This is a genomic window from Cyclobacterium jeungdonense (assembly GCF_010994275.1).
GTDB lineage: Bacteria > Bacteroidota > Bacteroidia > Cytophagales > Cyclobacteriaceae > Cyclobacterium > Cyclobacterium jeungdonense.
In genome coordinates this window covers 310,313-333,419 of record NZ_WMCD01000003.1, presented here as the reverse complement: position 1 = coordinate 333,419, position 23,107 = coordinate 310,313, and the positions used below count along the sequence as shown (strand labels likewise).

General features: G+C 43.4%; 19 protein-coding genes. 8 read left to right on the top strand and 11 right to left on the bottom strand.

What is annotated here, in order from left to right:
• Nucleotides 1-2: 2 nt before the first annotated feature.
• On the top strand, nucleotides 3-1,151 hold the full coding sequence (locus GKS34_RS08925) for a cysteine desulfurase family protein (RefSeq protein ID WP_163384455.1): 1,149 nt from the start codon (nucleotides 3-5) through the stop codon (nucleotides 1,149-1,151).
• 34 nt (nucleotides 1,152-1,185) lie between these two features.
• Here the strand turns inward: GKS34_RS08925 and GKS34_RS08920 are convergent, their stop codons facing one another.
• Entirely contained in the window at nucleotides 1,186-2,142 is a 957-nt protein-coding gene (locus tag GKS34_RS08920) for a pyridoxal-phosphate dependent enzyme (RefSeq protein ID WP_163384454.1), read from the bottom strand.
• Between the two features lie 143 nt (nucleotides 2,143-2,285).
• On the opposite strand from GKS34_RS08920, the gene GKS34_RS08915 reads away from it, so the two are divergent.
• The 4 genes from GKS34_RS08915 to GKS34_RS08900 all read left to right on the top strand — a co-directional run bounded on the left by GKS34_RS08915 (nucleotide 2,286) and on the right by GKS34_RS08900 (nucleotide 5,767).
• Nucleotides 2,286-2,960, top strand: coding sequence for a peptidoglycan DD-metalloendopeptidase family protein (locus GKS34_RS08915; protein WP_163384453.1), 675 nt, complete (start codon nucleotides 2,286-2,288; stop codon nucleotides 2,958-2,960).
• 20 nt (nucleotides 2,961-2,980) lie between these two features.
• Entirely contained in the window at nucleotides 2,981-4,117 is a 1,137-nt protein-coding gene (locus tag GKS34_RS08910; protein ID WP_317167966.1) for an amidohydrolase, read from the top strand.
• Between the two features lie 4 nt (nucleotides 4,118-4,121).
• Complete coding sequence (alr, locus tag GKS34_RS08905; protein WP_163384452.1) at nucleotides 4,122-5,276, top strand: alanine racemase; 1,155 nt, start codon at nucleotides 4,122-4,124, stop codon at nucleotides 5,274-5,276.
• A gap of 83 nt (nucleotides 5,277-5,359) precedes the next feature.
• On the top strand, nucleotides 5,360-5,767 hold the full coding sequence (locus GKS34_RS08900; protein ID WP_163384451.1) for an META domain-containing protein: 408 nt from the start codon (nucleotides 5,360-5,362) through the stop codon (nucleotides 5,765-5,767).
• 39 nt (nucleotides 5,768-5,806) lie between these two features.
• Here GKS34_RS08900 and purU read toward each other — a convergent pair whose 3' ends face one another.
• From purU to rbfA, 4 genes are all read right to left on the bottom strand, one after another.
• On the bottom strand, nucleotides 5,807-6,661 hold the full coding sequence (gene purU, locus GKS34_RS08895) for a formyltetrahydrofolate deformylase (RefSeq protein ID WP_163384450.1): 855 nt from the start codon (nucleotides 6,659-6,661) through the stop codon (nucleotides 5,807-5,809).
• A 46-nt stretch (nucleotides 6,662-6,707) separates the two neighbouring features.
• A complete protein-coding gene (locus tag GKS34_RS08890; RefSeq protein WP_163384449.1) occupies nucleotides 6,708-9,644 on the bottom strand; it encodes a DEAD/DEAH box helicase in 2,937 nt (978 codons plus the stop codon).
• Between the two features lie 110 nt (nucleotides 9,645-9,754).
• Complete coding sequence (locus GKS34_RS08885; RefSeq protein ID WP_163384448.1) at nucleotides 9,755-10,978, bottom strand: FtsX-like permease family protein; 1,224 nt, start codon at nucleotides 10,976-10,978, stop codon at nucleotides 9,755-9,757.
• Nucleotides 10,979-10,989: 11 nt separating this feature from the next.
• Nucleotides 10,990-11,373 carry a 30S ribosome-binding factor RbfA gene (gene rbfA / locus GKS34_RS08880; protein ID WP_163384447.1) on the bottom strand — a complete coding sequence of 128 codons (384 nt, stop codon included), beginning with the start codon at nucleotides 11,371-11,373 and terminating at the stop codon, nucleotides 10,990-10,992.
• 145 nt (nucleotides 11,374-11,518) lie between these two features.
• On the opposite strand from rbfA, the gene GKS34_RS08875 reads away from it, so the two are divergent.
• A complete protein-coding gene (locus tag GKS34_RS08875; protein WP_163384446.1) occupies nucleotides 11,519-12,862 on the top strand; it encodes a hypothetical protein in 1,344 nt (447 codons plus the stop codon).
• A 40-nt stretch (nucleotides 12,863-12,902) separates the two neighbouring features.
• On the opposite strand, the gene rpiB is transcribed toward GKS34_RS08875, so the two are convergent.
• From rpiB to GKS34_RS08850, 5 genes are all read right to left on the bottom strand, one after another.
• On the bottom strand, nucleotides 12,903-13,337 hold the full coding sequence (rpiB, locus tag GKS34_RS08870) for a ribose 5-phosphate isomerase B (protein WP_163384445.1): 435 nt from the start codon (nucleotides 13,335-13,337) through the stop codon (nucleotides 12,903-12,905).
• A gap of 10 nt (nucleotides 13,338-13,347) precedes the next feature.
• Nucleotides 13,348-14,193 (bottom strand): twin-arginine translocase subunit TatC, encoded by an 846-nt coding sequence (gene tatC / locus GKS34_RS08865; protein WP_163384444.1) that lies wholly within the window; start codon nucleotides 14,191-14,193, stop codon nucleotides 13,348-13,350.
• A gap of 13 nt (nucleotides 14,194-14,206) precedes the next feature.
• Complete coding sequence (glyA, locus tag GKS34_RS08860; protein WP_163384443.1) at nucleotides 14,207-15,475, bottom strand: serine hydroxymethyltransferase; 1,269 nt, start codon at nucleotides 15,473-15,475, stop codon at nucleotides 14,207-14,209.
• A gap of 333 nt (nucleotides 15,476-15,808) precedes the next feature.
• A complete protein-coding gene (locus GKS34_RS08855) occupies nucleotides 15,809-18,076 on the bottom strand; it encodes a TonB-dependent receptor (RefSeq protein WP_163384442.1) in 2,268 nt (755 codons plus the stop codon).
• 98 nt (nucleotides 18,077-18,174) lie between these two features.
• Complete coding sequence (locus GKS34_RS08850) at nucleotides 18,175-18,555, bottom strand: DUF8478 family putative metalloprotein (RefSeq protein ID WP_163384441.1); 381 nt, start codon at nucleotides 18,553-18,555, stop codon at nucleotides 18,175-18,177.
• A gap of 158 nt (nucleotides 18,556-18,713) precedes the next feature.
• Here GKS34_RS08850 and GKS34_RS08845 point away from each other — a divergent pair, with 158 nt between their 5' ends.
• Nucleotides 18,714-19,085, top strand: a complete 372-nt coding sequence (locus GKS34_RS08845; protein ID WP_163384440.1) for a UDP-glucuronosyltransferase — start codon at nucleotides 18,714-18,716, stop codon at nucleotides 19,083-19,085.
• A 59-nt stretch (nucleotides 19,086-19,144) separates the two neighbouring features.
• Nucleotides 19,145-20,068: an AEC family transporter gene (locus tag GKS34_RS08840; RefSeq protein ID WP_163384439.1), complete on the top strand. Its 924-nt coding sequence runs from the start codon at nucleotides 19,145-19,147 to the stop codon at nucleotides 20,066-20,068.
• Nucleotides 20,069-20,070: 2 nt separating this feature from the next.
• Here GKS34_RS08840 and GKS34_RS08835 read toward each other — a convergent pair whose 3' ends face one another.
• Entirely contained in the window at nucleotides 20,071-23,076 is a 3,006-nt protein-coding gene (locus GKS34_RS08835; RefSeq protein WP_163384438.1) for an AsmA-like C-terminal region-containing protein, read from the bottom strand.
• Nucleotides 23,077-23,107: the final 31 nt, after the last annotated feature.

The following is a 23,107-nucleotide window of genomic DNA, read 5'->3' as shown; positions in this document are numbered from 1 at the left end:
TGATGGCAGCAGCGCCTTCCTTTTATTTTGACAATGCCGCTACCACACCAATGGACGAAAGGGTGTTGGAAGCCATGATGCCCTTTTTTACGCATAATTTTGGAAACCCTTCCTCAACCCACAGCCACGGTAGAAATGCAAGGGTGGAACTTGAAAAAGCCAGGAAAAAAATTGCCGCCCTTTTACATACGAGCCCGGGAGAAATCGTATTCACCTCGGGTGGGACGGAAGCGGACAATATGGCTATTTGGGGAGCTATTTCCGCCTATGGTCTCCAACAAATTATTAGCTCACCACTAGAGCATCATGCCGTCCTTCACGTGACCGAACATGCTGCCAACCGTCACAATATTCCACGCAACCTGCTCAAGGTCTCAACCGAAGGCACCGTCAATCTAGAGCAACTGGACCAATTACTACAGGAAACGCCCAACTCCCTGGTAACCCTTATGCACGGCAATAACGAAATAGGTAATCTGAACGATCTGAAAATCATTTCGCAAATCTGCCAACGGCACGGAGCCTACCTTCATTCGGACACTGTACAGACAGTAGGGCATTATCCGCTGGACCTGCAAGCGCTTTCCATCCATGCCATTGCTGGTTCTGCCCATAAATTTCATGGTCCCAAAGGAGTGGGCTTTTTGTACATCAATTCCAATAAAAAATTACCTCCATTAATAGAAGGTGGTTCCCAAGAGAGGAACAGAAGAGGAGGTACGGAAAACATCGCGGCAATCGTCGGTATGGCAAAAGCCCTGGAGCTTGCTCAGGAGGAACAGGAGCAGCATCAACAATACATATCCGAGCTAAAGCAGTATTTTGCCTCCATGATTTTGGAAGCGATACCTGAGGTAACCTTCAATGGATTATCCGGACATCCTTCCCAAAGCCTTTACACGGTATTAAATGTAAGTTTTCCTCCGAATGAAAATGCACGCGGCATGCTCTTGTTTCACCTGGACCTGAAGGGGATATCCGCTTCAGGCGGGTCGGCTTGTAACAGCGGTGCCAGACTGGGATCCCATGTGCTCCAATCCATTGGTGCAAACCCGGAAAGAGAAAGTGTCCGTTTTTCCTTTAGTCGATTCAATACCCGGGAAGAAGTAGACTACACTATAAGCCAGTTAAAGGGACTCTATACAAACTGACCCCTATCTACGAGATGCCAAAATGTAAAATACATTACCTAAAAGGCAATTTGGCTAAATCTACATTTCCTCCTGACAATATAATACCCACCTTTTGATTTTGAAAACGGGTTTTATTGCGTAATACTGCTGCCAGGGGTACTGCACAGCTGGGTTCGATTACCAGCTTCATCCGCTCATATATCAGTCTCATCGCGGCAATTATTTCCTCATCATTAACCGTGAGAATATCCGTCACGTGTTCCGATATGATTCCAAAATTTATTTCTCCCAATGAAGTAAGTAAGCCATCGGCTATGGTATTTGGCTTCTCAACAGGAATGCGCCTGCCAGCAAGAAAAGACTTTTTGGCATCGTCCGCTCCTTCGGGTTCCGCACCGATCACCTGTGTGTCTGGCGAATAGAAATGAGCCGACAATGCCGTGCCCGCCAGTAAACCTCCTCCTCCGACAGGACTCAGTAATACATCCAGAGATAATCCCTCTTCAAAAATCTCAAAGGCACATGTTGCCTGTCCTTCAATCACATCCCAATGGTCGTAAGGAGGGATAAACACCGCCCCATAGGTATCCACCACCTTTCTAAGGCCTTCCTCGCGGGCCAGCAGGTTGGGCTCACACTCAAAAATTACTCCCCCATATTCCTTTACTGCTTGCTTTTTAATTTCCGGTGCTGTGGAAGGCATGACGATGTATGCCGGAATGCCTGCCTCAGATGCCGCACGGGCCAGCGCCGCCGCATGATTGCCAGAAGAATGGGTTGCTACTCCATTTACCCGCTGAGAGGGATCTAATTTCAAGACTGCGTTGGCAGCCCCTCTTGCTTTAAAAGCACCTACCTTTTGAAAATTTTCGCATTTAAAAATCAGCTCACAACCAGCCATTTTATCAAGGGCGGAAGAACGCATCAGAGGAGTCCAATGGACCATTAGATCGATTCTTTTCCTTGCTTCTCTAATTTTGTCTGAATTAATTTCAGGTATAGGATTCATAAGTCAAAAGTGCATATTTATTCCTTTCGCAGCAATAGCGAGGACTAAATCATTCCTTTCGCAAATGATTTGGGATTTCCGTTTCCTCCCACAAAATCCCTATATTGAAATCGTTTTTTAAATTAACCAATAGCATACCCATCATGTCAATCCAATCAGATTATTTCTTTCCCATTATGGGCGAAAACCTTACCTCTGAAAACAGCCTCATCCTGGATATGAGCGCAGGAAATTTGGCATTGCAACAAATTAATTTAATGGATACGTTTGCCTTTGATTCATTTGTGGCTGGAATTTTAGCCGATCGGGACAAAAAATACGGGATTGGCGGCTACGGCGAAAAAAGGTCCATTTACCAGCGAAGCATGGTTTTTGCTGAAAATCCCTACAGCTACCGGAACATTCACCTGGGAGTCGATATTTGGACAACCCCAGGAACGCCGGTTTTTTGCCCGCTAGACGGAAAAGTTCATAGTTTTCAGGACAATGTCGGATTTGGGAATTATGGTCCTACTGTCATATTGGAACACTTTTGGCGGGGCAAAAGGATATACAGCCTATATGGTCACCTTAGTCAAAAAGACCTGGCACGGCTAAAACCCGGGCAAATTTTTCTTAGCGGAGAAAAAATCGGACATTTGGGGCAGACGAAAGAGAACGGGCACTGGCCTCCTCACGTCCATTTCCAGATCATCTACGATCTGGGAAACAGGAAAGGAGATTACCCGGGGGTGTGTGCCGAAAACGAAAAAGAAAGCTACTTATTTAATTGCCCCGATCCCGGCCTTTGGTTGGGTAAGCCTTCTTTTCTGTATTGAATTAACTAATAGAATTGTTTATGATGAATGCTGACGCGTTAAAAAAAATAACTGCATTTAGAAAAAAATTGCATCAGACTCCAGAGATTTCTGGAAAGGAAGAGAACACTTCCGCCTTGATTAAAGCGTTTTTTGAAGAGTTGGGGCCGGATGAAATCATTGAGGATCTGGGACCTTATGGTCTGGGGGTGGTTTTTAAGGGTAAATTAAAAGGCCCAACCACCCTGATTCGGGCTGAACTGGACGCATTGCCCATTCCTGAATTTGGAAGACACCGTCACAAAAGTAAGAACCCAGGCATATCGCATACTTGCGGACATGACGGTCACATGGCCATCGTCTGCGGAGTGGGTATGCTCCTGGCTAAAAAAAGGCCTTCGAAAGGAAAAGTCGTCCTTGTATTTCAGCCTTCTGAAGAAACGGGTATGGGATCCGAGCAGGTAATCCAATCTGACAATTTCAAAAAAATTCAACCGGATTTTGCTTTTGCCCTGCATAATCTTCCCGGATATCCAAAAAATGAAATTGTACTGAAAAAAGGGGCATTCACCGCAGCCTCCAGGGGAATGACCATCAACCTTAAAGGAAAGACAAGTCATGCTGCACATCCGGAGGATGGCCTTAGTCCGGCAGAAGCCATGTGTAAATTGATTATCGGTCTTGAAAAATTGACCGAGACTATTCCTGAATTTACGTTGGTAACCGTCATTCATGCCCAATTGGGTGAGATTTCCTTTGGAACTACTCCGGGATTAGCACAGGTGATGGCCACTCTTCGAACGTTCGACAATGAAATTATGAAATTATTGACCTGCCACGCAGAAAAATTAGCTGCATTGATTTCGGAAGAACACGGTCTGGAGTTCGATATCAGCTATTGCGAGGAATTTGAGGCGGTAATAAACGACCCGGTCTCCTGGGAGCTGGTAAACGATGCCGCTAAAGAAATGAAATTTAAGACGAAACATATTCGGACGCCATTTCGCTGGTCGGAGGATTTTGGAAAATTTTCTTCCCAGACAAACACCCTTCTTTTTGGGCTGGGGGCTGGCAAAAATCAACCCCAATTACACGAAGGTCATTACGATTTTCCGGATGACATACTGACTACGGGCATTTCAATTTTCTACCGAATCATCGAGAAATTAAACCAGTAATTCTATGGTTCACACTTCCTATATTGAAATCAGTAAAAGTGCCTATAAAAACAACTTGAAGTTCATTAGGAGTCAGGTAGGTTCGCATGTGACGATTTCTTCGGTAGTAAAGGGAAATGCTTATGGACATGGCATAGAAAATGCCGTAAAAATAGCTGAAAGCGCTGGCATACGTCACTTCAGTACCTTCAGTACTGATGAAGCCATCCGGGTAAAAACCACCACTACAAAAAATAGTGAAATCATGATCATGGGTATGGTGGACAACGACAGTATCTCCTACCTTATTGAAAATGAAATCAGCTTTTATGTGTTCGATATTGACCGCCTGCAAGCAGCTATAGCTGCCAGTAATTCGCTTGGCAGAAAAGCAAAAATACACGTGGAAGTGGAAACAGGTTTTCATAGGACTGGCTTCGAGTGGGATGAAAAAAGCAAGGTGGCGGAAATGCTGATAAACAACCGGGAAAACCTGCAACTGGCCGGACTTTGTACCCATTATGCAGGAGCTGAAAGTATAGCAAACTATGTAAGGATCAAAAATCAGATAAAAACCTACCTGGAATTCAAACAATGGTTCCAGGACAAAGGCCTTCACTTTGACAAATACCACACTGCATGTTCTGCAGCTTCGCTAAGCTATCCGGAAACCATCATGGACATGGTGCGTATTGGAATCGCCCAATATGGATTCTGGCCTAGCCAGGAAACGTACATGCTTAAATTTAAGCAACTGGCTCCCAATATGAAAAATCCACTCAAAAGGCTCATTAGTTGGAAGAGCCAGGTAATGAGTATTAAAAAAGTGAAAATAGGTGAATTTGTAGGCTATGGCAACAGTTATATGGCATCCCGAAACATGACCATCGCGCTGGTACCGATTGGATATTGTCATGGATTTAGCCGAAATCTCAGTAACCTGGGAAAGGTCCTGATTCACGGAAAAATCCTTCCCGTAGTGGGCACGGTAACGATGAATGCAATTTCAGTAGACGTTACGGACCTTAAAGAGGTACAAAAAAGGGATGAAGTCGTCATCATCGGACGACAAAAAAGAAACGAAATCACTGTCGCGTCCTTCGGTGAATCCACCCAACAGGTAAATTACGAGCTATTAACGCGGTTGCCGCACGATATCCCTAGGAAAATAATCTCATAAACCATTTTTAGAATGGTCTTTGCTTGAAATAGGACAAGTTAGGGATGCTGACATCCTGTATTTCAAACAAAAAAACAACCATTATGAAGTTATTTTCAACACTTACTTCCCTATTAGTATTATCTGTTTTATTCTTTTCCTGCAATTCCGAGCCAGTCACACTCTCCGATCACGACTGGAAGGTAACCGATCTGGCAGGCAGTGCTGCAACCGATGATAAATTGGCAACGCTCACGCTTGTTTTTGAGGAGGATCAGGCTATCGGAGGATTTGCCGGATGCAATGACTTCCGGGGAGCAGCTACCTTTAACCGGGAACAAATAAAATTTTCCACCTTGTATGCTGATAATGCTTCCTGCGAGGACATTAACCTGGAGAAGAGGTACCTTTCCAACCTGGAATCCAGCACGAGCTATACCTATAGTGCCGGTAAATTGGTTCTATATGACGAAGGTGGAAATATTGTCGTAGAAATGGAAAAGAATGAATAGATGGCAGGAGCACGGCTTCATTACCGAATCTGAATTAGATTAACTGAAAATTATTGTTCGATTACCTACAACTTTAATTTTTTGGGCCAAGTGGTACTTTATAGCCTTGGAAAGTACCACTTTTTCAACATCCTGTCCTATCTGCACCAGGTCATCGATGGTATTGTGATGCCTGACCCTGGCCACATCCTGCTCAATGATAGGACCAGCATCCAGGTCTTCTGTGACGTAGTGGGCCGTGGCTCCTATTATTTTGACGCCTCTTTTATAAGCTGCATGATAGGGTTTTGCCCCTACAAAGGCGGGTAAAAAGGAATGATGAATATTGATTATACGATTGGGAAAATGCGAAATAAAATTGCCTGACAGAATTTGCATGTAACGCGCCAGAACCACAAAATCGACACCGTTTTCTTTGAGTAAGTCAAGCTGTTCTGCTTCCTGTTCGGATTTTGTGTCTTTGCTTACCGGGATATGGTGAAATGGAATGCCAAAAGCCTTCACTACTGGCTCCAGGTCCGCGTGATTGGAAATAACCAGCGGGATGTCTACCACGAACTGTCCTGAATAGTACCGGCTGAGTATATCAAAAAGACAATGAGATAATTTGGAAACAAACAGTGCCATTTTTGGCTTGGGAAAATTAAAGGACAAAGTAAAATTCATGTCGAATTGTTTCGCTACCTGACTACCGAATTGTTCTTGGATTTGATCCTTGCCTATACCAAACGTTTCCAACTCCCACTCAGCACGCATAAAGAAATCACCCATCTCCTCGTCTACGTATTGATCGATGGCCAAAATATTTCCATTGTTTTCATATAAGAACCTGGAGACGGCTGCGACGATTCCTTTATTGTCTCTACACTGAATGATAAGTATGGCGGTATGCATAACAGGGTTGGTAAGTTAGCGCGAATTTAAGAACAAATAGCTTTAATCATGCCAGCAGCGCAGAAATGTCTTCCTGAGAGAGGCTTTTTATAAAACTTTCCTCGGTACTAATCAATTCTCCCGCGAGAGCCATTTTCCGTTCCTGAAGTGCCATGATTTTTTCTTCCACCGTATTCCGGGTAATAAATTTATAGATCATGACTTTATTTTGCTGACCAATCCGGTGAGCCCTGTCGATCGCCTGAGATTCTACTGCGGGGTTCCACCAAGGGTCAAGTAAAAATACATATTCTGCCTTGGTCAGGTTGAGGCCGACTCCTCCGGCCTTAAGGGAGATAAGGAACACTTGTATAGTTGGATCTTCCTGAAATTGGGTAACCTGTGCCTGTCTGTCCTTGGTAGCACCATCTAAATACGCGAAGGGTATTTTCTCCTGTTTTAAAAACTGTTTTACAATTCCCAAATGCCGGACAAACTGACTAAATATCAATACCTTATGACCCTCACTTACCGTAGACTTAACCATGTGCATAATATCTTCCAGCTTACCAGAATCGCCCTGATAGTTTTCATCAGCCATTTTCGGGTGATTGGCCATTTGGCGGAGTTGCGTTAATCCCCGGAGTAACGTAAGGGATTTTTGGGAAACTCCGGGTATCGCCAATTCGTTTATTATTTTGTCCCTGTAATAAGCCTTGACTTCTTCATAGGCTTTTTCCTGCGCCTCCGTCATGGTGGAATAATTCACGTTGACAACCTTCTCGGGTAGATCTGTTGCCACTTGCGACTTTAGCCTCCGTAGAATAAAGGGCTTGATCATGGCATTTAATTTCAAGATCTTATCCTTATCATTCTTTTTTTCAATGGGCATCAAGAACTGTTTCTTGAATGCTGCCTGCCCCCCAAGAAGGCCTCTGTTTATAAAATTCATTTGGGACCACAGGTCCATAGTACCATTCTCTACCGGTGTACCGGTCAATATTAATTTATGACTACTATTCAGCCGAATCACCGCTTTGGATATAATGCTATCAGGATTTTTGATCGCCTGAGACTCGTCCAAAATAATATAATTGAAATAAAATGTTTTCAACACCTCGATATCGAGACGAGTAATTCCGTAGGAAGTCAGCACCAGGTCGTACTGACCGAATTGATTGCTGTCTTTGACCCGCTGGGTCCCTGTATAGATTAGTATCCTGAGTTTTGGAGTGAATTTTTTAGCTTCCAACTCCCAGTTGTAAATCAGGGACGTGGGCATTACCAGGAGGGAAGTGGTTCCCTCCGACCTTTCTTTCTCCATGGCCAAAAACGCCAGGGTTTGTACTGTTTTTCCCAAGCCCATATCATCTGCCAGGCATCCTCCAAAATTGTATTCGTTAAGAAATCGCATCCAATTATATCCGGCTTTCTGATAAGGGCGAAGCGTTCCTTTAAAATAATCCGACAATTCGTAATCATCGATGTTGGAAAAGTCCTTCAGCTTCTTTAATCGCTCACTCAACGAGAGATTGACCAGGTTCCCCTTTTCGAGCTCTTGGGCCAGAGCAATGTGGTGTTTCTTCAGTTTAAAGCTACCCTGGTCTGCTTCTTTTTCCTCCATAAAAGAAAAAATCTCGGCATAATTTACAAACCAGGACTTGGGAATAATGGCCACTTCCTTATTGGGAAGCTCAATTTCCGTCTTCCCCTTCATTAATAATTTTCTGAATTTCATAAAGGAGATTTCATAATCTCCAAAAGTAACCGTGGCCTCAACGTCAAACCAATCAATCTTTTCGGCAATTTTCACATTAATCTTAGCCGAACCAATAAAATATTTTTTGCCTTTCTCCTGAGACGCCTGGTGGATTTTTATTCCCAGATCATCCAGTTCAGGCCTGTGATTGATGATCCAGTCGTAGGCTTCCCTTTTGCTCATCGGGAACCGGCCATTCCGGACCGGCAACCCTTTGGATTTTAGAAAATCGCTGTAAAAGTTTTCCTTTGAAAGATCACGAACCACTTTATAAAAGGTGTAATCGTCTCCACTTTTTTCTAATTCCACATTGGTGGGCTTGGCCTGGTCTGCACGAAAGGTATAGTCCCCATAGGTAAACCGAAGGTCAAACACCATCTTTTCCTCGTCTTCCATACCAGTATTTTTCCCAAACATATCTACGGTAGGATTGCCAGGCAAATCACCTAAAAAGAGGATCGGCTCTGGATTGGATCGATCCACCTTGATTGTGAAACCTTTGGCAAATACATCAAAGGATGCTACCAACTGGGTTACAAATTTCTGATAATACGATTCTTCTACTTTTTTGGGAATGACAATGAATTTCTTATTCAGAAAAGGTAATAATTTTTTCCCGTCAACATCTTTCTCAAAGCTAAAAAGTCGCGAATCAACTACCAGCCAGGCTGGCTGGTGACAAATGAGGTAACTGCCCATGTATTGCCATTCCAATTTTTCACTTTGGTACTTTAGAGTGGGGAAATAGTGGGTGTTGTCTTCATTTCTTCGAAAATGAAACAAGACTGACGCTTTTTCCGGCATGATCTGAATTTCTTTCCAGACCGGGTTCCCATCATTGCCCATTTCAAACAGGCGCTTATGCTTGATATTATCCAGAATTTTGGACCGCGTTATCTCCAGCTTTCCTTCGATCAGTTTTTGAATTTCTTTATTTGCCTGAGTTGGTTGGTTTTGATCAAAAACCTTTCGCAAAAACTCTTTTGGTTTGGAATTCTTTACATTGTATTTTTTTACAATTGCTTCCTGCTGCATGCTGTCCATTAGCCGAATCAATTCCAGGTCGGTTTCATCCAAACCTTCCCCAAATTCCCTGGCATTTTGGTAGGAGATATTTTGATAGGCAAAAGATAACCTTCCCTTTTCATCCAGCTGTACAGCAAAGGATTCAAAAAGAATCCCCAGAAACTCATGGCTGAAAAGGGAATATACGATTTCAAATGGCTTGTCAGAAGCTACTTTCATGGATGCTGTTTTTGAACAAAATCGAAATTATTGCTGGCAATTTTTGAAATTGGCAGTTTGCAAATTACAGAAATATTTAAAAAAATTAAACAGATCGTCCATTTAATCACCTACAAATGCTGCGTCGTATTTACTTTCGCTGCAATTCGGGCAGGTCGGTAAGAAGCAAGCATTGTAATGACAATAACACTCAGGCTGGTGTAAAAAAAATCTGTCCATTGCATTTTTACTGGGTAGGCATCTACTACAGAAGAAGTAATCCCCAGTGAGACCAGGCCAAACCTGTCCTGCACCCAGCATATTAAAAACCCAAGGATCAATCCTACCAAAGCCCCGGAAAAGGCGATTATGGCTCCTTCTTTCAAAAAAATGGATCGGATAAACCTCCGGGTTCCTCCCATGGAAATTAGTACCGCGATATCCTTCTTCTTTTCAATGGCCAACATACTTAATGAAAAAAAGATATTAAATGAGGCTACGGCCAGAATAAAGGTGAGGGTAAGAAAAACGAAGAGTTTTTCCAGACGTATGGTCATCAAAAGACTGGCATGCTGCTCATCACTGTCCTTGACTGTAAAATCCGGACCAAGCAATTCCCGCACTTCACGCTTAACTGCCTGTATTGAAAATCCATCCAATACCATTATTTCCAAGGCACTGCGCCTATTTCCATAGTCTAGCAAACTGGCAGCAAAATCCAACGGTACAATCAGGTATTCGTCATCGTATTGTTTCTCTACGCTAAATATACCGGATGGCCGAATGAGCTCCCGATTATACATACTGCTGGGATCAATGCTTCCTGCTCTGGGCTCTCTGGGATAAAAAACCTGCATCAATTCAAATTCATCATCCAAATCCATCAACAGAAAGTACGAAAGCCCTCTACCAAGAATGGCCTGTGGCTTATCCGGTTCTCCAAGGCTCATTTCTCCCACAAGCTGTCCGTTTTCAAATCTATTCTGATCGAGGAAATTATCCGACACCCCCTTGACAGTGGCCACCACCTGATGGTCGCCATACCGTACCAAGGCATTATCTTCGATCACCTCCGTTAGAATGGCTACGCCATCCAACCTTTTTATGGAGGAAAGGAAATCTTCATCCACCGGAAAGGATTTTCCCAGGGCCGGCATTACCTTCAAATCCGCATCAAATGAAGCATACAAACCTTTAATCAAATCTTCCAATCCATTAAAAACGGACAAAACAACGACCAGTGCCATGGTACCCACGGCCACACCAATCATGGAAATCCTTGACAGGACGGTGATAAAGTTTTTCTTGGCTTTACTCCTGAAATACCGGGCCGCTATAAAATATGATAAGTTCAACCAGATAAGAATTAATTTTCAGGGTCATCTTCATCCTCCTCCGGAGCATCGGGAATATCCAGGTTGGAAATGACATCGTCCATGTGCTGGGCGTAGGCCGCCGATTCATCCAGGTAAAAAACCAATTCAGGAATAATCCGGACAGATTTTCCTATACGGTTTCCCAAAAACTTTCGGATTTGACCTTTGTTATCATTAATCCGGGAATAAAGTTGCTTATTATCGGCTAATAAAAAACTTAAATTGATTTTGGCAACTCCCAAATCCGGACTCATCAATACACGGGTTACCGTTACCATGGCTTTTCCAACCAATGGTTTACCCTCCCGCTGAAAAAGCTCTCCAAGTTCCTTTTGAATCAATTTGGAATATTTCTGTTGACGCTTACTTTCCATGCTGACATTTTTATTATTCACAAATTTAGTGAAATATACGGGTAACCTTTAATTTCGTAAATTGAGTTTTAAACAAAGATAGACCTTGCTCGAATTTTTCAAAATTAATGACCCGTTACGAATGATAGGAATCGTATTCCTTCTCATGATTTTTCGTATTCCCTATTTTCTAATGGACATACCGCTTACCCAGCCGGAATTGCTTTGGCAAATGATAGGAGAGCGTGCCGCTTCCGGGAACCTACATTATGTGGATACCATAGAAGGAACCGGTCCTTTTTCCGTTTTGGTTTACTGGGTGAACCATTTATTGGTTGGTAACTCGCTAACTTCCTTTCGGGTAATTTCCTTTCTCATCATACTATTTCAGATCTATTATACCAATGAATTGCTGATAAAAATTAATGCCTATGAGGAATCTAACTACATTCCGGCATTCGTTTTGACCGTTTTATTCCAACTATCCTTTGACTTCATGACCCTTTCGCCAGCGTTGATGGGGAGTACCTTTGTATTACTGGCCCTTGGGCATCTGCTACAACAAACGACCATCAATGCCAATACTGTTCCAGCTATCCTGTTGATGGGTTTTTGTGCAGGAGTAGCTTTTTGTTTCCATTTTGCCTATGTGGTCTTCCTCCCCTTCCTGTTTTTAGCTGGCTTGGTGATCATCGGCTTTTCTATACAGCAATTATGCCTTTTGCTTACGGCCTACCTATTGCCGCTTTCCATTTGCGCTGTGTTCTTTTTTATGCAGGAGGGATTATCAGAATTAATTACAATCTACCTTTCTCTTGGCTTTCAAACCGAGCCTTTCCAACACATCTCGCTCAATGACCTGCTATTTATTTTTTCCCTCCCTCTTGCACTAGCCCTATTTGGATATTTTAAAAACAACCTGCTACGCCGGATGAATGTTACGCAGCAAAAGCAAAATCAATTATTGCTTGTATTTCTTCTAGTTAACCTGTCTTCCTTTTTCTTGTTGGACCGCATTAGTTCGTATCAGTTTATGGCCATGTTACCCGCACTGGCTTATTTTACCACACACCTTTTTAACCTGAGCAATAAGCGCGCGTTGCAGCAAATATTGTTTTACAGCTACCTAATCCTTATTCCTCTTATTGGATACAGTTGGGTGTTTTATCAAATTGAGGAGCCTTCTTTTTATAACTATGCCGTACGTGATGAATTACCGACTGGGAATCCCTCTTCAGAAAAAATCATGGTTTTGGGAGAAAACTTCGAAAAATACACGCGTACAGGCATCGCTAACCCCTATTTAAATTTCAGACTGACCCGCCGCTATTTTGAGGACATGAATGCCATGAAAAGAAAAATGAAATTTTTAACTGACCTTCTGAAAGAATCGCCGGATATCATCATCGACGAAGAAGGATTATACCGGGAATGGGCAAGGAATATTCCCTCATTAGAAGTAATGTACAGCATCGAAGAGGATGGCATCATTCGCAAAATCAAAAATTAACATCTTTTCGAAAGAGCCTTTCGGGTTCTTTTGGACAATTTCAACAGGGTATTTTGTTCACTCTACGAGCATGCCTCCCGCCTTCGAATTCGGTATTAAGGAACTGTAAAACCATCTTTTCGACCAATTCGAAAGACACAAAGCGGGAGGGAATGGAAATCAGGTTGGCATCATTATGCTGTCGGGCAAGAACTGCCAGCTCCTCATTCCAACAGATAGCTGCCCGAATACCCTGATGCTTGTTTGCCGTAATGGCAACCCCATTTCCGCTACCACACAAAAGAACTCCCTGCTTAAATTCACCCGACTCCACCGCTTCACACAAGGGATGGATATAGTCCGGATAATCTACCGAAGCATCGGTATAAGGCCCAAAATCCCGGACCTCAAACCCTTTCTTTTTTAATATCTCTATCAGTTTTTCCTTGTAGGCAAATCCTGCATGATCTCCGCCGATGGCAATTTTTCTGGACATTATTGGTAGATTAAAATCCGTTTTCTAATTCTTCTTTCCTTCGCTTTTTCTCCAGTCTTTTAGCAATGATTATACCAGCTTCATAAAGTACCAAAATAGGCATGGCAATAAGTATTTGGCTAATCACGTCCGGTGGCGTAATGAGCGCAGACAACACCAATATAACCACGATGGCATGTCTCCGGTAAGTTTTTAACATCAAAGACGAAACCAAACCAGCCTGGGTGAGAAAATAAATGACGATGGGCAATTGAAACATTACGGCTGACGCCAATACCAACATAGATAAAGTGGAAACGTAAGAGGTAATATCAAATTCATTGGCAATGGAAGGATCCAACTGGTAATTGGATAAGAAATTAATGGAAAGTGGCGACAGGATATAATATCCAAAACTTGCTCCCATAAAGAACAGTAAGCTGACGAAAAACACGGCACCGCGTGCTGCGTTTTTTTCCTTAGCGTAAAGCCCCGGGCTGATAAATCGCCACACTTCCCAAAAAACGTAGGGAAAGGCGGCAATCAATCCTATCACCAAACTGGAAGTGATGTGCATGGAAAATTGCCCTGTCATCTGCCGACTTTGAATGATAAAAGGAAGCTTTTCGATACATAGAGCAGGAAGGGAGAAAAAATCCGATAACTGGCAAAGAACCCGGTAAGTGACAAAGTCTATTTTGGAGGGGCCAAGAATTACCTGGCCAAAAACAAACCCTTTGGCGAGGAAGGCCAGCACCATAAACACCAAAATGGCAGATATGGAGCGCAGTAAGTGCCACCTAAGTTGCTCCAAATGGTCCAGAAAGGACATGCCATTATCTTCTTCCTCTTCTTCGTTATATTGATCCAGTGCCACGTAGGTTTATTTTTTAGTATAAGGGAAATTGAACCATCCAATCATTTACTTCAGTCTTTATTGCTGCCAATTGATCGTTATCCTCATGGTTAACCAGGGAACGATCTATCAACTCAACAATCTTTTTCATATCCTGCTCCTTAAGTCCCCGGGTAGTCACGGCTGCGGTCCCAATTCGCATTCCGGAAGTTACAAATGGTGATTTTGTATCAAAGGGAACCATATTTTTATTGATGGTAATATCCACTTTCCCAAGAGTTTCCTCGGCAATTTTACCAGTTAATCCCTTGTTTCGCAAATCTATTAGCATTAAATGATTGTCTGTACCGCCTGAAATCAATTGATACCCCTTTTCTACAAAAACTTCGGCCATTACGGACGCATTTTTCTTTACCTGCACCACATAATCCATATACTCATCAGTAAGGGCTTCTTGAAAGGCAATGGCTTTGGCAGCAATGATGTGCTCCAAAGGTCCTCCCTGTGTTCCCGGAAATACGCCGGAATCCAACAACGACGACATTTTTCGTAGTTCTCCCTTGGGTGTTTTTATTCCAAAAGGATTATCAAAATCTTCCCGCATCAAGATCAGTCCTCCACGCGGTCCTCGCAAGGTCTTATGAGTGGTGGTGGTCACCACATGACAAAATTCCAGTGGATCATTCAACAATCCCCGGGCTATCAATCCAGAGGGATGGGAAATATCCGCGAGTAAGATTGCTCCCACCTGATCAGCAATGTCACGAAGCCTTTCGTAATCCCAATCCCTGCTATAGGCAGAGGCACCACAAATCAGCAGTTTGGGTTTCACGGAAACCGCTATTTCCTCCACTTTATCGTAGTCGATTACTCCCGTAGCCTCTTCTACCCCGTAAAAATGAGGATCGTATAATTTTCCAGAAAAATTGACAGGTGAACCATGGGTCAGATGCCCCCCATGAGAGAGATCAAAACCCAAAATGGCATCTCCGGCGTTAAGGCAGGCTAAAAATACTGCTGCATTGGCCTGTGCACCCGAATGAGGTTGAACATTCGCCCAGGAAGCACCGAAAAGCTCTTTGGCCCGGTCGATGGCAATCTGCTCAATTTCATCCACCACTTCACAGCCACCGTAATACCTTTTTTTAGGTAAGCCTTCTGCGTATTTGTTTGTGAGTACACTACCAGCCGCCTCCATGACTTGTTTGCTGGCGAAGTTCTCTGAAGCTATCAGCTCTATGCCTCTCCTTTGTCGGTCCTCTTCCCTGGCGATCAGGTCAAATACTAATTCATCTCGTTTCATCTGTATATAATTTTTTTTCAGCGATCAGATAGCCTGTCCCGATGTTAAATCAGAAGAATCTGGCATGCTTTATAATCATCCCGCTTTGTGACGTTCTCGTCATGCTCGATTTCATGTGGTGATCCTATCCTCCTACTGTATTTACAATCCTCTCTGAAAGTCTGAAAGAAATACTTGAAAGTAGCAATCCGGTTGATTTCAAATTCGAATGCCAAAATTACTCCTAAACTATGTATAATCCAATTGTCTTTTCAAATTGATTGATCATATATACAAGAAAAATCGGGCCACCTTTCCTCGCAGTTTGCCTTTCTCAAAACCAGACTTTTGGGGTCAAAACCTAAATTGCAGACTAAGTGAAATGTTTCTACCTAACTGCCTGACCCCGAAAGGCCGGTAAAGGGACATATGGTCCAGGTAATGCACGTCCAGCAAATTATTGGCAGACAAGGAGGCATTTAATTTCTGTTTCCATAAACTAAATTCACTCCCAAAATGAAGCCCCATGATAAAATAACCCGGTGTGGCCTCTTCCAGCTGGGCAGGCCTGTTTTGATCCAATACCAGACTTCCTGTCAGGTTCAGGTAAGGCCGTTCAAATTTCCCCAAATCGTTAAAGGTGAAACTGAGGTCCTGATTCCAGCGAAAGGCAGGAATATAGGGAAGATAGGTCTGATCCGATCTTCGTTTCCCTATAACCATACTGTAAGATGTACTTGCTGAAACCCAGGGTATTTCCGAAGGATGTATTTCAAGCAACGCCTCGCCCCCATAAAGGTCTGCATTATCCTGCTCAAACCTCCAAATCGTCAGATCTCCCATCTTTTCGTCTGTAGGAGAAAAATAAATATAATTGTTGACCCGGTTATAAAACACTTCGACTGAAATTGCGAAATCGGCCTGCCGGTAACGTACACCCATATCTGACTGAATATTTTGTTCCCTGACAAAATCAGCGCTGCCCTGCTCAAACCTGGCCGTTCCAGGGTGCGGTCCGTTGGAATACAATTCGGCCAGATCCGGAGCCCTGAAACCGGATGCGACGTTTAGTCTGAACCGCCAGGTATCCGATGGTCTGAAGGTAGCCCCGGCACTTCCCGTCATCCCGTCAAAAGTCCTGCTGAGCGTTCTGCTTTCAGGGGATCCCTCTAACTCAAACCCATAATCCAGAAAATGTTGCCCCCTGGCATCAGCAGTCACCTTTCGGTAATCATACCTTATCCCTCCTTGCACGACCCATTCCGGATTCGAATAATTGAATAGTGCATACAGGGAACGGTCATCCTTGGTGGCATCCGGAATTAATATTTCCGCCGCCTTCTCGTAATTTATAGTATTCAGATAAAACCCCTGCAACCCGAAAATCACCTCTGTTTGCTTCCCCGCAGATTTGTAATATTTCAAATCATACATAAAATTAGATTGCTTTAAACCCAAATCTACTTGATCGAATTCTGTCTCGGTCTCCTCCCTGAAATTCCAGTGGTAACCAAAAGTGGCTTTTAATTTGTCTTCACCCAAAAACACATTGCTCTCCGAATTTAAAAAATGGTCGGTTACATTCTGGAAAGGCAACTGAAGTTTCCTGTCATTACGGCTGGTCACCAGTAGCTCCTGATTCGTTTCATCAAGGATCCCCAGTTTTTGTTTCAGGTAGGTATATCGAATCCGGGTATCTCCCCAGCTCTTTCGAAGTCCCATCCCTGCTTTTATATTTTGGGTTTGAAAGCGCGTGTTTCCAATGGTACTTCCCGATCCGTCCAGGTAGTCCGCGTGAGATTCGGAAGCGCCTCTCAGAGACCAGAAAAATCCTTCTTGACCTGCTCCTTTTACTCCGGCATCCAACCTCCTTCCCAGAGAATTGCTGTACATCCGTAGATTCAAATCACCGGATACCTCACCTGCCACAGCGTCTGCCTCCTCGATCAAATTCACCACCCCAGCCATGGCCCCGGAACCATATATAATGGACGCAGGCCCTTTGATGATTTCGATTCCGGAAAGGCCCGTTTCGGTAAGCCCCAGCCCATGGTCTGCCCCCCATTGCTGATTTTCAAACCTGGCTCCCTGATAAACAGATAACACCCGACTGAAAGAAAGTCCCCGAATCACCGGCTTACTGATACCCGGACCCAATGATACCTCACTTACCCCGGGAGTCTTTGCCAGAGCAGTCATGAGACTTGGAGAAGGGTTTCTTAGTATGGATTGTCGGTCTATTTTTTCTATGGAAATCGGAGAGCTTTCTTTACTCATCACATAGGCCGCAGAAACCACTACTTCGTCCACGGAAGTGGTGGCAGACACCAATCGGATTTCAATCCTGGATTGTTCTGCGGGATTAATTTTTTTAAGCGCGGTAGCGTATCCAATGTAGGAAAATTGAATCGTAAGGTTCCGTGTGGGAAGGCCTTCCAACTCAAAAAAGCCCTGCTCATCGGAGACAGCACCCCTGCCCAATTCCGGGACGAAAACGGTTACTCCAATTAATGGTTCACTATTGGCGGCATCTTGAATGGTGCCTGATAGGGATAGGTTTTGCCCCTGGGCAAATGAAATAGATGCCAGTAGGAATACTCCCAAGGTTAGGACGTAGTTCATAAAAATCAAATTAAATAGGTGAAGAAGCAATCAATTTCAATGCAACAACAATTCGGGCACTGGAAAATGACTGTTAATGATGGCCCTTTGCTTGTCTATCAGCTTTTGGGCATACGAATAAAAAAACTACATGGAGGGCCCCTTAAGGACAATATCTCCCGAAATTGGATACCGGGACTTTCAGCAAGCAAAAATGGTCGGGGCACTTCGTAAACTGCCTGAATACCAGAAACAAATCCCAACACATCCGGTAAAAAATACTGAACATGGGTAACCATATCCAATAAAATGATCTCATTTTCCGAATGATCCCGATTTTGCTCTTCCTCTTCAGAGAGAAAAGGGTGTGCATGCCGGATGGTTTCCCCGGACTCAAGGGCATGTTCGTGGTAAAAAACTACGCTATTGACCAGCATCAGGATAACCAATACCAGCAAGCCATAGCTTACAAGAGGCACTATTTTTCGGAAAAACTTCAAGAACCAGAGATTGATTACAAGCAAAATTAAACAATATTTACCCAGTCACCAACTAAAATAAAAGATATGTCTCATATTTTATTTAGTCTTGTCTAACAAATGGGTCGGATCTTCTTCTAATTTCCAAATGGTATTTTAATCGCTTATATTTGCCGCCGATGGATTTTGATTACAGACCTGAAACGTACTTCAACGGGACTGGAGCAAGTTCACTGCTCGCCAAGCTCACCTATCCCGAAAGCCAATGGGGTGAGGAAATCTGCATATTTGCTACCGCACTGGACGGCGAAATTTTTTTTGAAATTGTCGATTTTTACGGCAATGAATACACTTTCAAACCAGCGGTGAGTAAGGCCCCCCTCCCCCTGCAGGAGCTCATCTTTTTAGTAGAATCCCTGGAGGTTGATCCAAAAACGGAAATAGGAAGTATTAACCAAACGCTCTCCGGGATTCCCATGGCAGAAAGCAAACTGTACCCCCAATTAAAAGAATACTTCTCTCAGAAACGCGCTCATTTTGGGTATCTTTAGTCGGGTTCAGCTTCTCTACACGATCATAAATTCCGTAGCTTTGCCTCCAAGTTAATCCCATGTCAAATATTCTGCTTGTCATTACCTCCATTCTTGTCGGCGTGTTGCTGCAAAGAATAAAAGAATTTCCGGTCGAGGCACCAAAAGCGCTCAATGCTTACCTTATTTACGTGGTTTTGCCTGCAGTATCGCTATTGTATATTTCCAAACTTGATTTAAACCCTTCTTTATTATTGCCCATTTCTGTGGCCTGGATTGTATTTTCTCTAAGTTGGATGTTGTTTGGGTACGTCGGTAAAAAACTAGGATGGAAGAAAAACACCATTGGTTGTCTGATTATTTGTGGGGGACTGTCCAATACGGGATTCGTGGGCTATCCGATCATTGAGGCCATATACGGGGCAGAAGGCCTAAAAATTGCCGTATTGGTGGATCAGCCAGGATCTTTTCTGGTGGTTAGCAGTTTGGCCATCATTGTGGCCTCCCTCTATGGGGCGGAAAAAATGCGAAAAAGGGATATTTCTAAAAGGATGGTGCTTTTCCCCCCTTTCCTTTTTTTTATTTTGTCCTTATTGCTAAATGTTTTTCAGGTTGAAATCCGGGGTGTCGTTCAGGATATACTGGAAAGTTTTGCTGGAACCCTCACCCCCATTGCCCTGATCGCTGTGGGATTACAGATCAAAATAAAAGTCAAGGACATTAAAGACAATTTTCTTTGGATTGGATTAATCCATAAGTTGCTTTTGATCCCATTCGTTATCTTTTTGGTGTATCACTGGATACTAGGTACAGGCCCGGAACAAAACCTGATCTTTAAAGTAAGTGTGATGGAGGCCGCAATGGCCCCCATGATTACCTCTTCTATCATCGCGACCAACTATAACTTACGACCAAAGCTTGCTTCGCTTTTGGTAGGTATCGGAATCCCCTTATCATTTTTTACGTTAACGGGTTGGTATTACCTGCTGGAGTTAATCCGATGATTTTATTCTGGATCCGGCTTTGCCTCTTCCGTAGGCTTTTTCCTATTTGTAAATCCCCTTAAAAGGTTTTTTACCTCATCCACTGCTTTTTCTTTGGTTTCTTCGACTAATTTTGTCGCTTCTTTTTCCACACTGTCTCGGGCTACTTCAGCTTTTTGTCTGACCTCTTGTTTCAGGCTATCTTCCCTTGCCTTGAAATCTGCAGCAATTTTTTCCTGAGCATTTTCTTTTTCACCAGATAAGCGACTTTTAAGTGCATTCGCAACATAACTGTCCAGACTCTCCGAAGTAGCCAGGGAAATATTGGGACTCCCATAAGTACCGCCAACAGTAATCGCCAACGGTATTGTTGTCTCCGAAAGATCTGTCCCGGCAAGGCCGGCCACCAGGCTATTTACCTGAGACCCAAATTTACTTGCCGGTACATCTACGGAAACCAGGTAATTTATCCTGCCATCAAACCCGGTGCTCCCCTGTATTTTGGTAGGATAATCCCATAATTGCAATTCAAAAGGGGCTACGTTTAACATGCCATCGACAATTTCAGCTCCGATATTCAATGGTTTTAACCGAAGGGAAGCTGCATCGTTTAGCTTTGTTAGCTTAGCAATACCCTGTATTAACGGACTGTCCCTAACGGCTGTTTCTGTTACCTTAATGAGCCCTTTTCCATCCAGGCTCGACAAAACCGGCATCATATCTTGTCCCAGCAATCCGGAAAAAGAAAATGTTGTCGAAAAGTTTCCAATGACATGCTGGGCTACTGGAGCGAAAGCTTTAACAGTAACAAATGACTGAAAAGCCTCCTGAATACCCAATCCTGAAATATCCAACTTCATGTCAAACGTCGGGTGAGCAAGATCTTTGGCGTTGTAGGTGCCGTCAAAACCAAGGGAACCTCCTAATGTATTGGTCTTAAACCCCTCCAGATTCAGCACCCCATCCTTTAGACGTACCACACCACTGGCATCCGCAAGGGACAGGTTATCGTAAATGATCCGATCTGCCTGTACACTCATGGTAAAGTCAATATCCTCAGGCAAAGCAACCACTTCCAAAGAAGTAGTGTCCTCATCGGGACTATCCGAGGCTGTCATCCATTCGTTAACGTTGAAATTACTGGAATATACATCAAGGTTTCCTTTCAAACTTTCCGTTTCCTCTCCGAAAAGGTAGGCCATGTAATCCGAAAGAGAACCACTTGCCTGTACAGGGCTTTCGCCCAATCGGGCGTCAAATTTAGTTAAGTTGATGGATTGAGGGGTGAAATTGCTAAGGGCTTCGTGTATCCGCACCCCCTGGGGATAGTCTTCATCAGCATAATAAAAATTATTGATCTGCATTTCTCCGCTGGTTTCCAGTTGTGCAAAGCGGTTATTTTTAATGGCGTCGTAACTTCCCTTTGTATCGATATCCGCCTGGATCCGACCTTCGAGCAGGGTGTTTTCCAAAGGTAGTACCGAAGCCATTTTGGCCAAATCCATTGCTCCATGCAAGGAAAAATCGTAATTTAAATCTTCCAGATCTGATACCTTCACACTTCCGGTGACAGCCTCGTCCTCTAATTTAAAACCAAAAGAAGGCACATCCACATTCATATCACGCATACGACCAGTGGAATTCGATGCTTCCGCACGGAAATTGATCTGTTCTATGGGTGCAGGATATTCACTGGTTTTTATAAATCCATCTTCTAGCCCGATCTGAGCATTGATACTAGGGATGATCTGGGCAGCACTATCGTATCTACCCTTTGCATTCATATCCAAAGAAAGCTTCCCTTTGAGTTCAAGTCCCTCCATGGGAAAAATAGAGGTCAACTCTAAAAGGTGGATATTCCCCTTCAGTCCGGCATCCATTTCATAACTCACCAGGTCTTTTAGGTAGAAGCGACCCAAAACGGGTTGATTTCCAAATTCAAGAGAAAATTGAGATAAATCAATGGTTGTTAAATCGAAATCTCCACTGGTATTTATCACTTTCAAGTCCAGGTTAACATGTTGAACCGGTCTTGGCAAGTCCGGGAATTGAAACATTCCATCATCTACCAAAAGCGCAAATTGAAATCCTGGAAAACTGGTCTCACTGTACACCCCATTGACGCTGCCTGCAAAATCCATTTCTCCAGACGTCGTCAGGTTATCAAAGGAATCAGAATAAATACCAGGAACCAGAGATAACACACTTTTAAAATCATTATTTTCGCCAGAAAAAACCAAATCCATTTCTATATCTTCTTCTGGCATTGCCAGATAGCCATCTATCTCAAAGCCAAATTCATTTAATTTTAGAAAGGCATCTTCCGCAGAAAAACGCATTTTTTCCAGATCCACATTTACCTTTGAATCCAGGGTAAGGAACTTATCAGAAAGGTACTCCACACCTTCGTAGGTAACGTTCACCACCTGAGCATCTCCACTTACCATCAGGTCATATACATCTAGGGTCAGATCGCCACTGCCTTCCAATTTCATATCGGAAAGCACCATCAAGTAATCCAGGGAACGATCATCGTAAATCAAGTCCAGGTTATCCACCTCGATATAATCTATACCCAACTGAAAAGATGAAGAGTCCGCTGCAGATGGAAGCACTTCCTCCTCCACCGCTTTTGCGATATCGTAATTGGCCTGACCATCTTCCAAAACTTTTACATAGATCTGCCCATCTTCCAAATGAACTCCTTTTAAGCTGGGATTATCATCGAATAAAACCGACCAGATATCAATATCTACCTGCATGTATCCCACATGGATCAGGGTATCCTGTTGAAAAGGGGGGTTTCCCTTGACTCCAAAATCGCCCATGGTAGCTGACAATTGTGGGAAACTGCGGAATACGCTCAGGCCTATTTCCTCCCGATCGTAATAAACCTGGGCATTCACCGATTTGGCAAGTTCCTTGTCTAACAGATCAAAAATCTTGTCTTTGAAGAAAAACGGAACTGCTGCCAAAAGCAAAAGCACAAAGGCAAATAAAGCAAAGCCGACAAATAGGAATTTTTTCATGGTATTACCAGTCTTAAAAATTAGAATATAA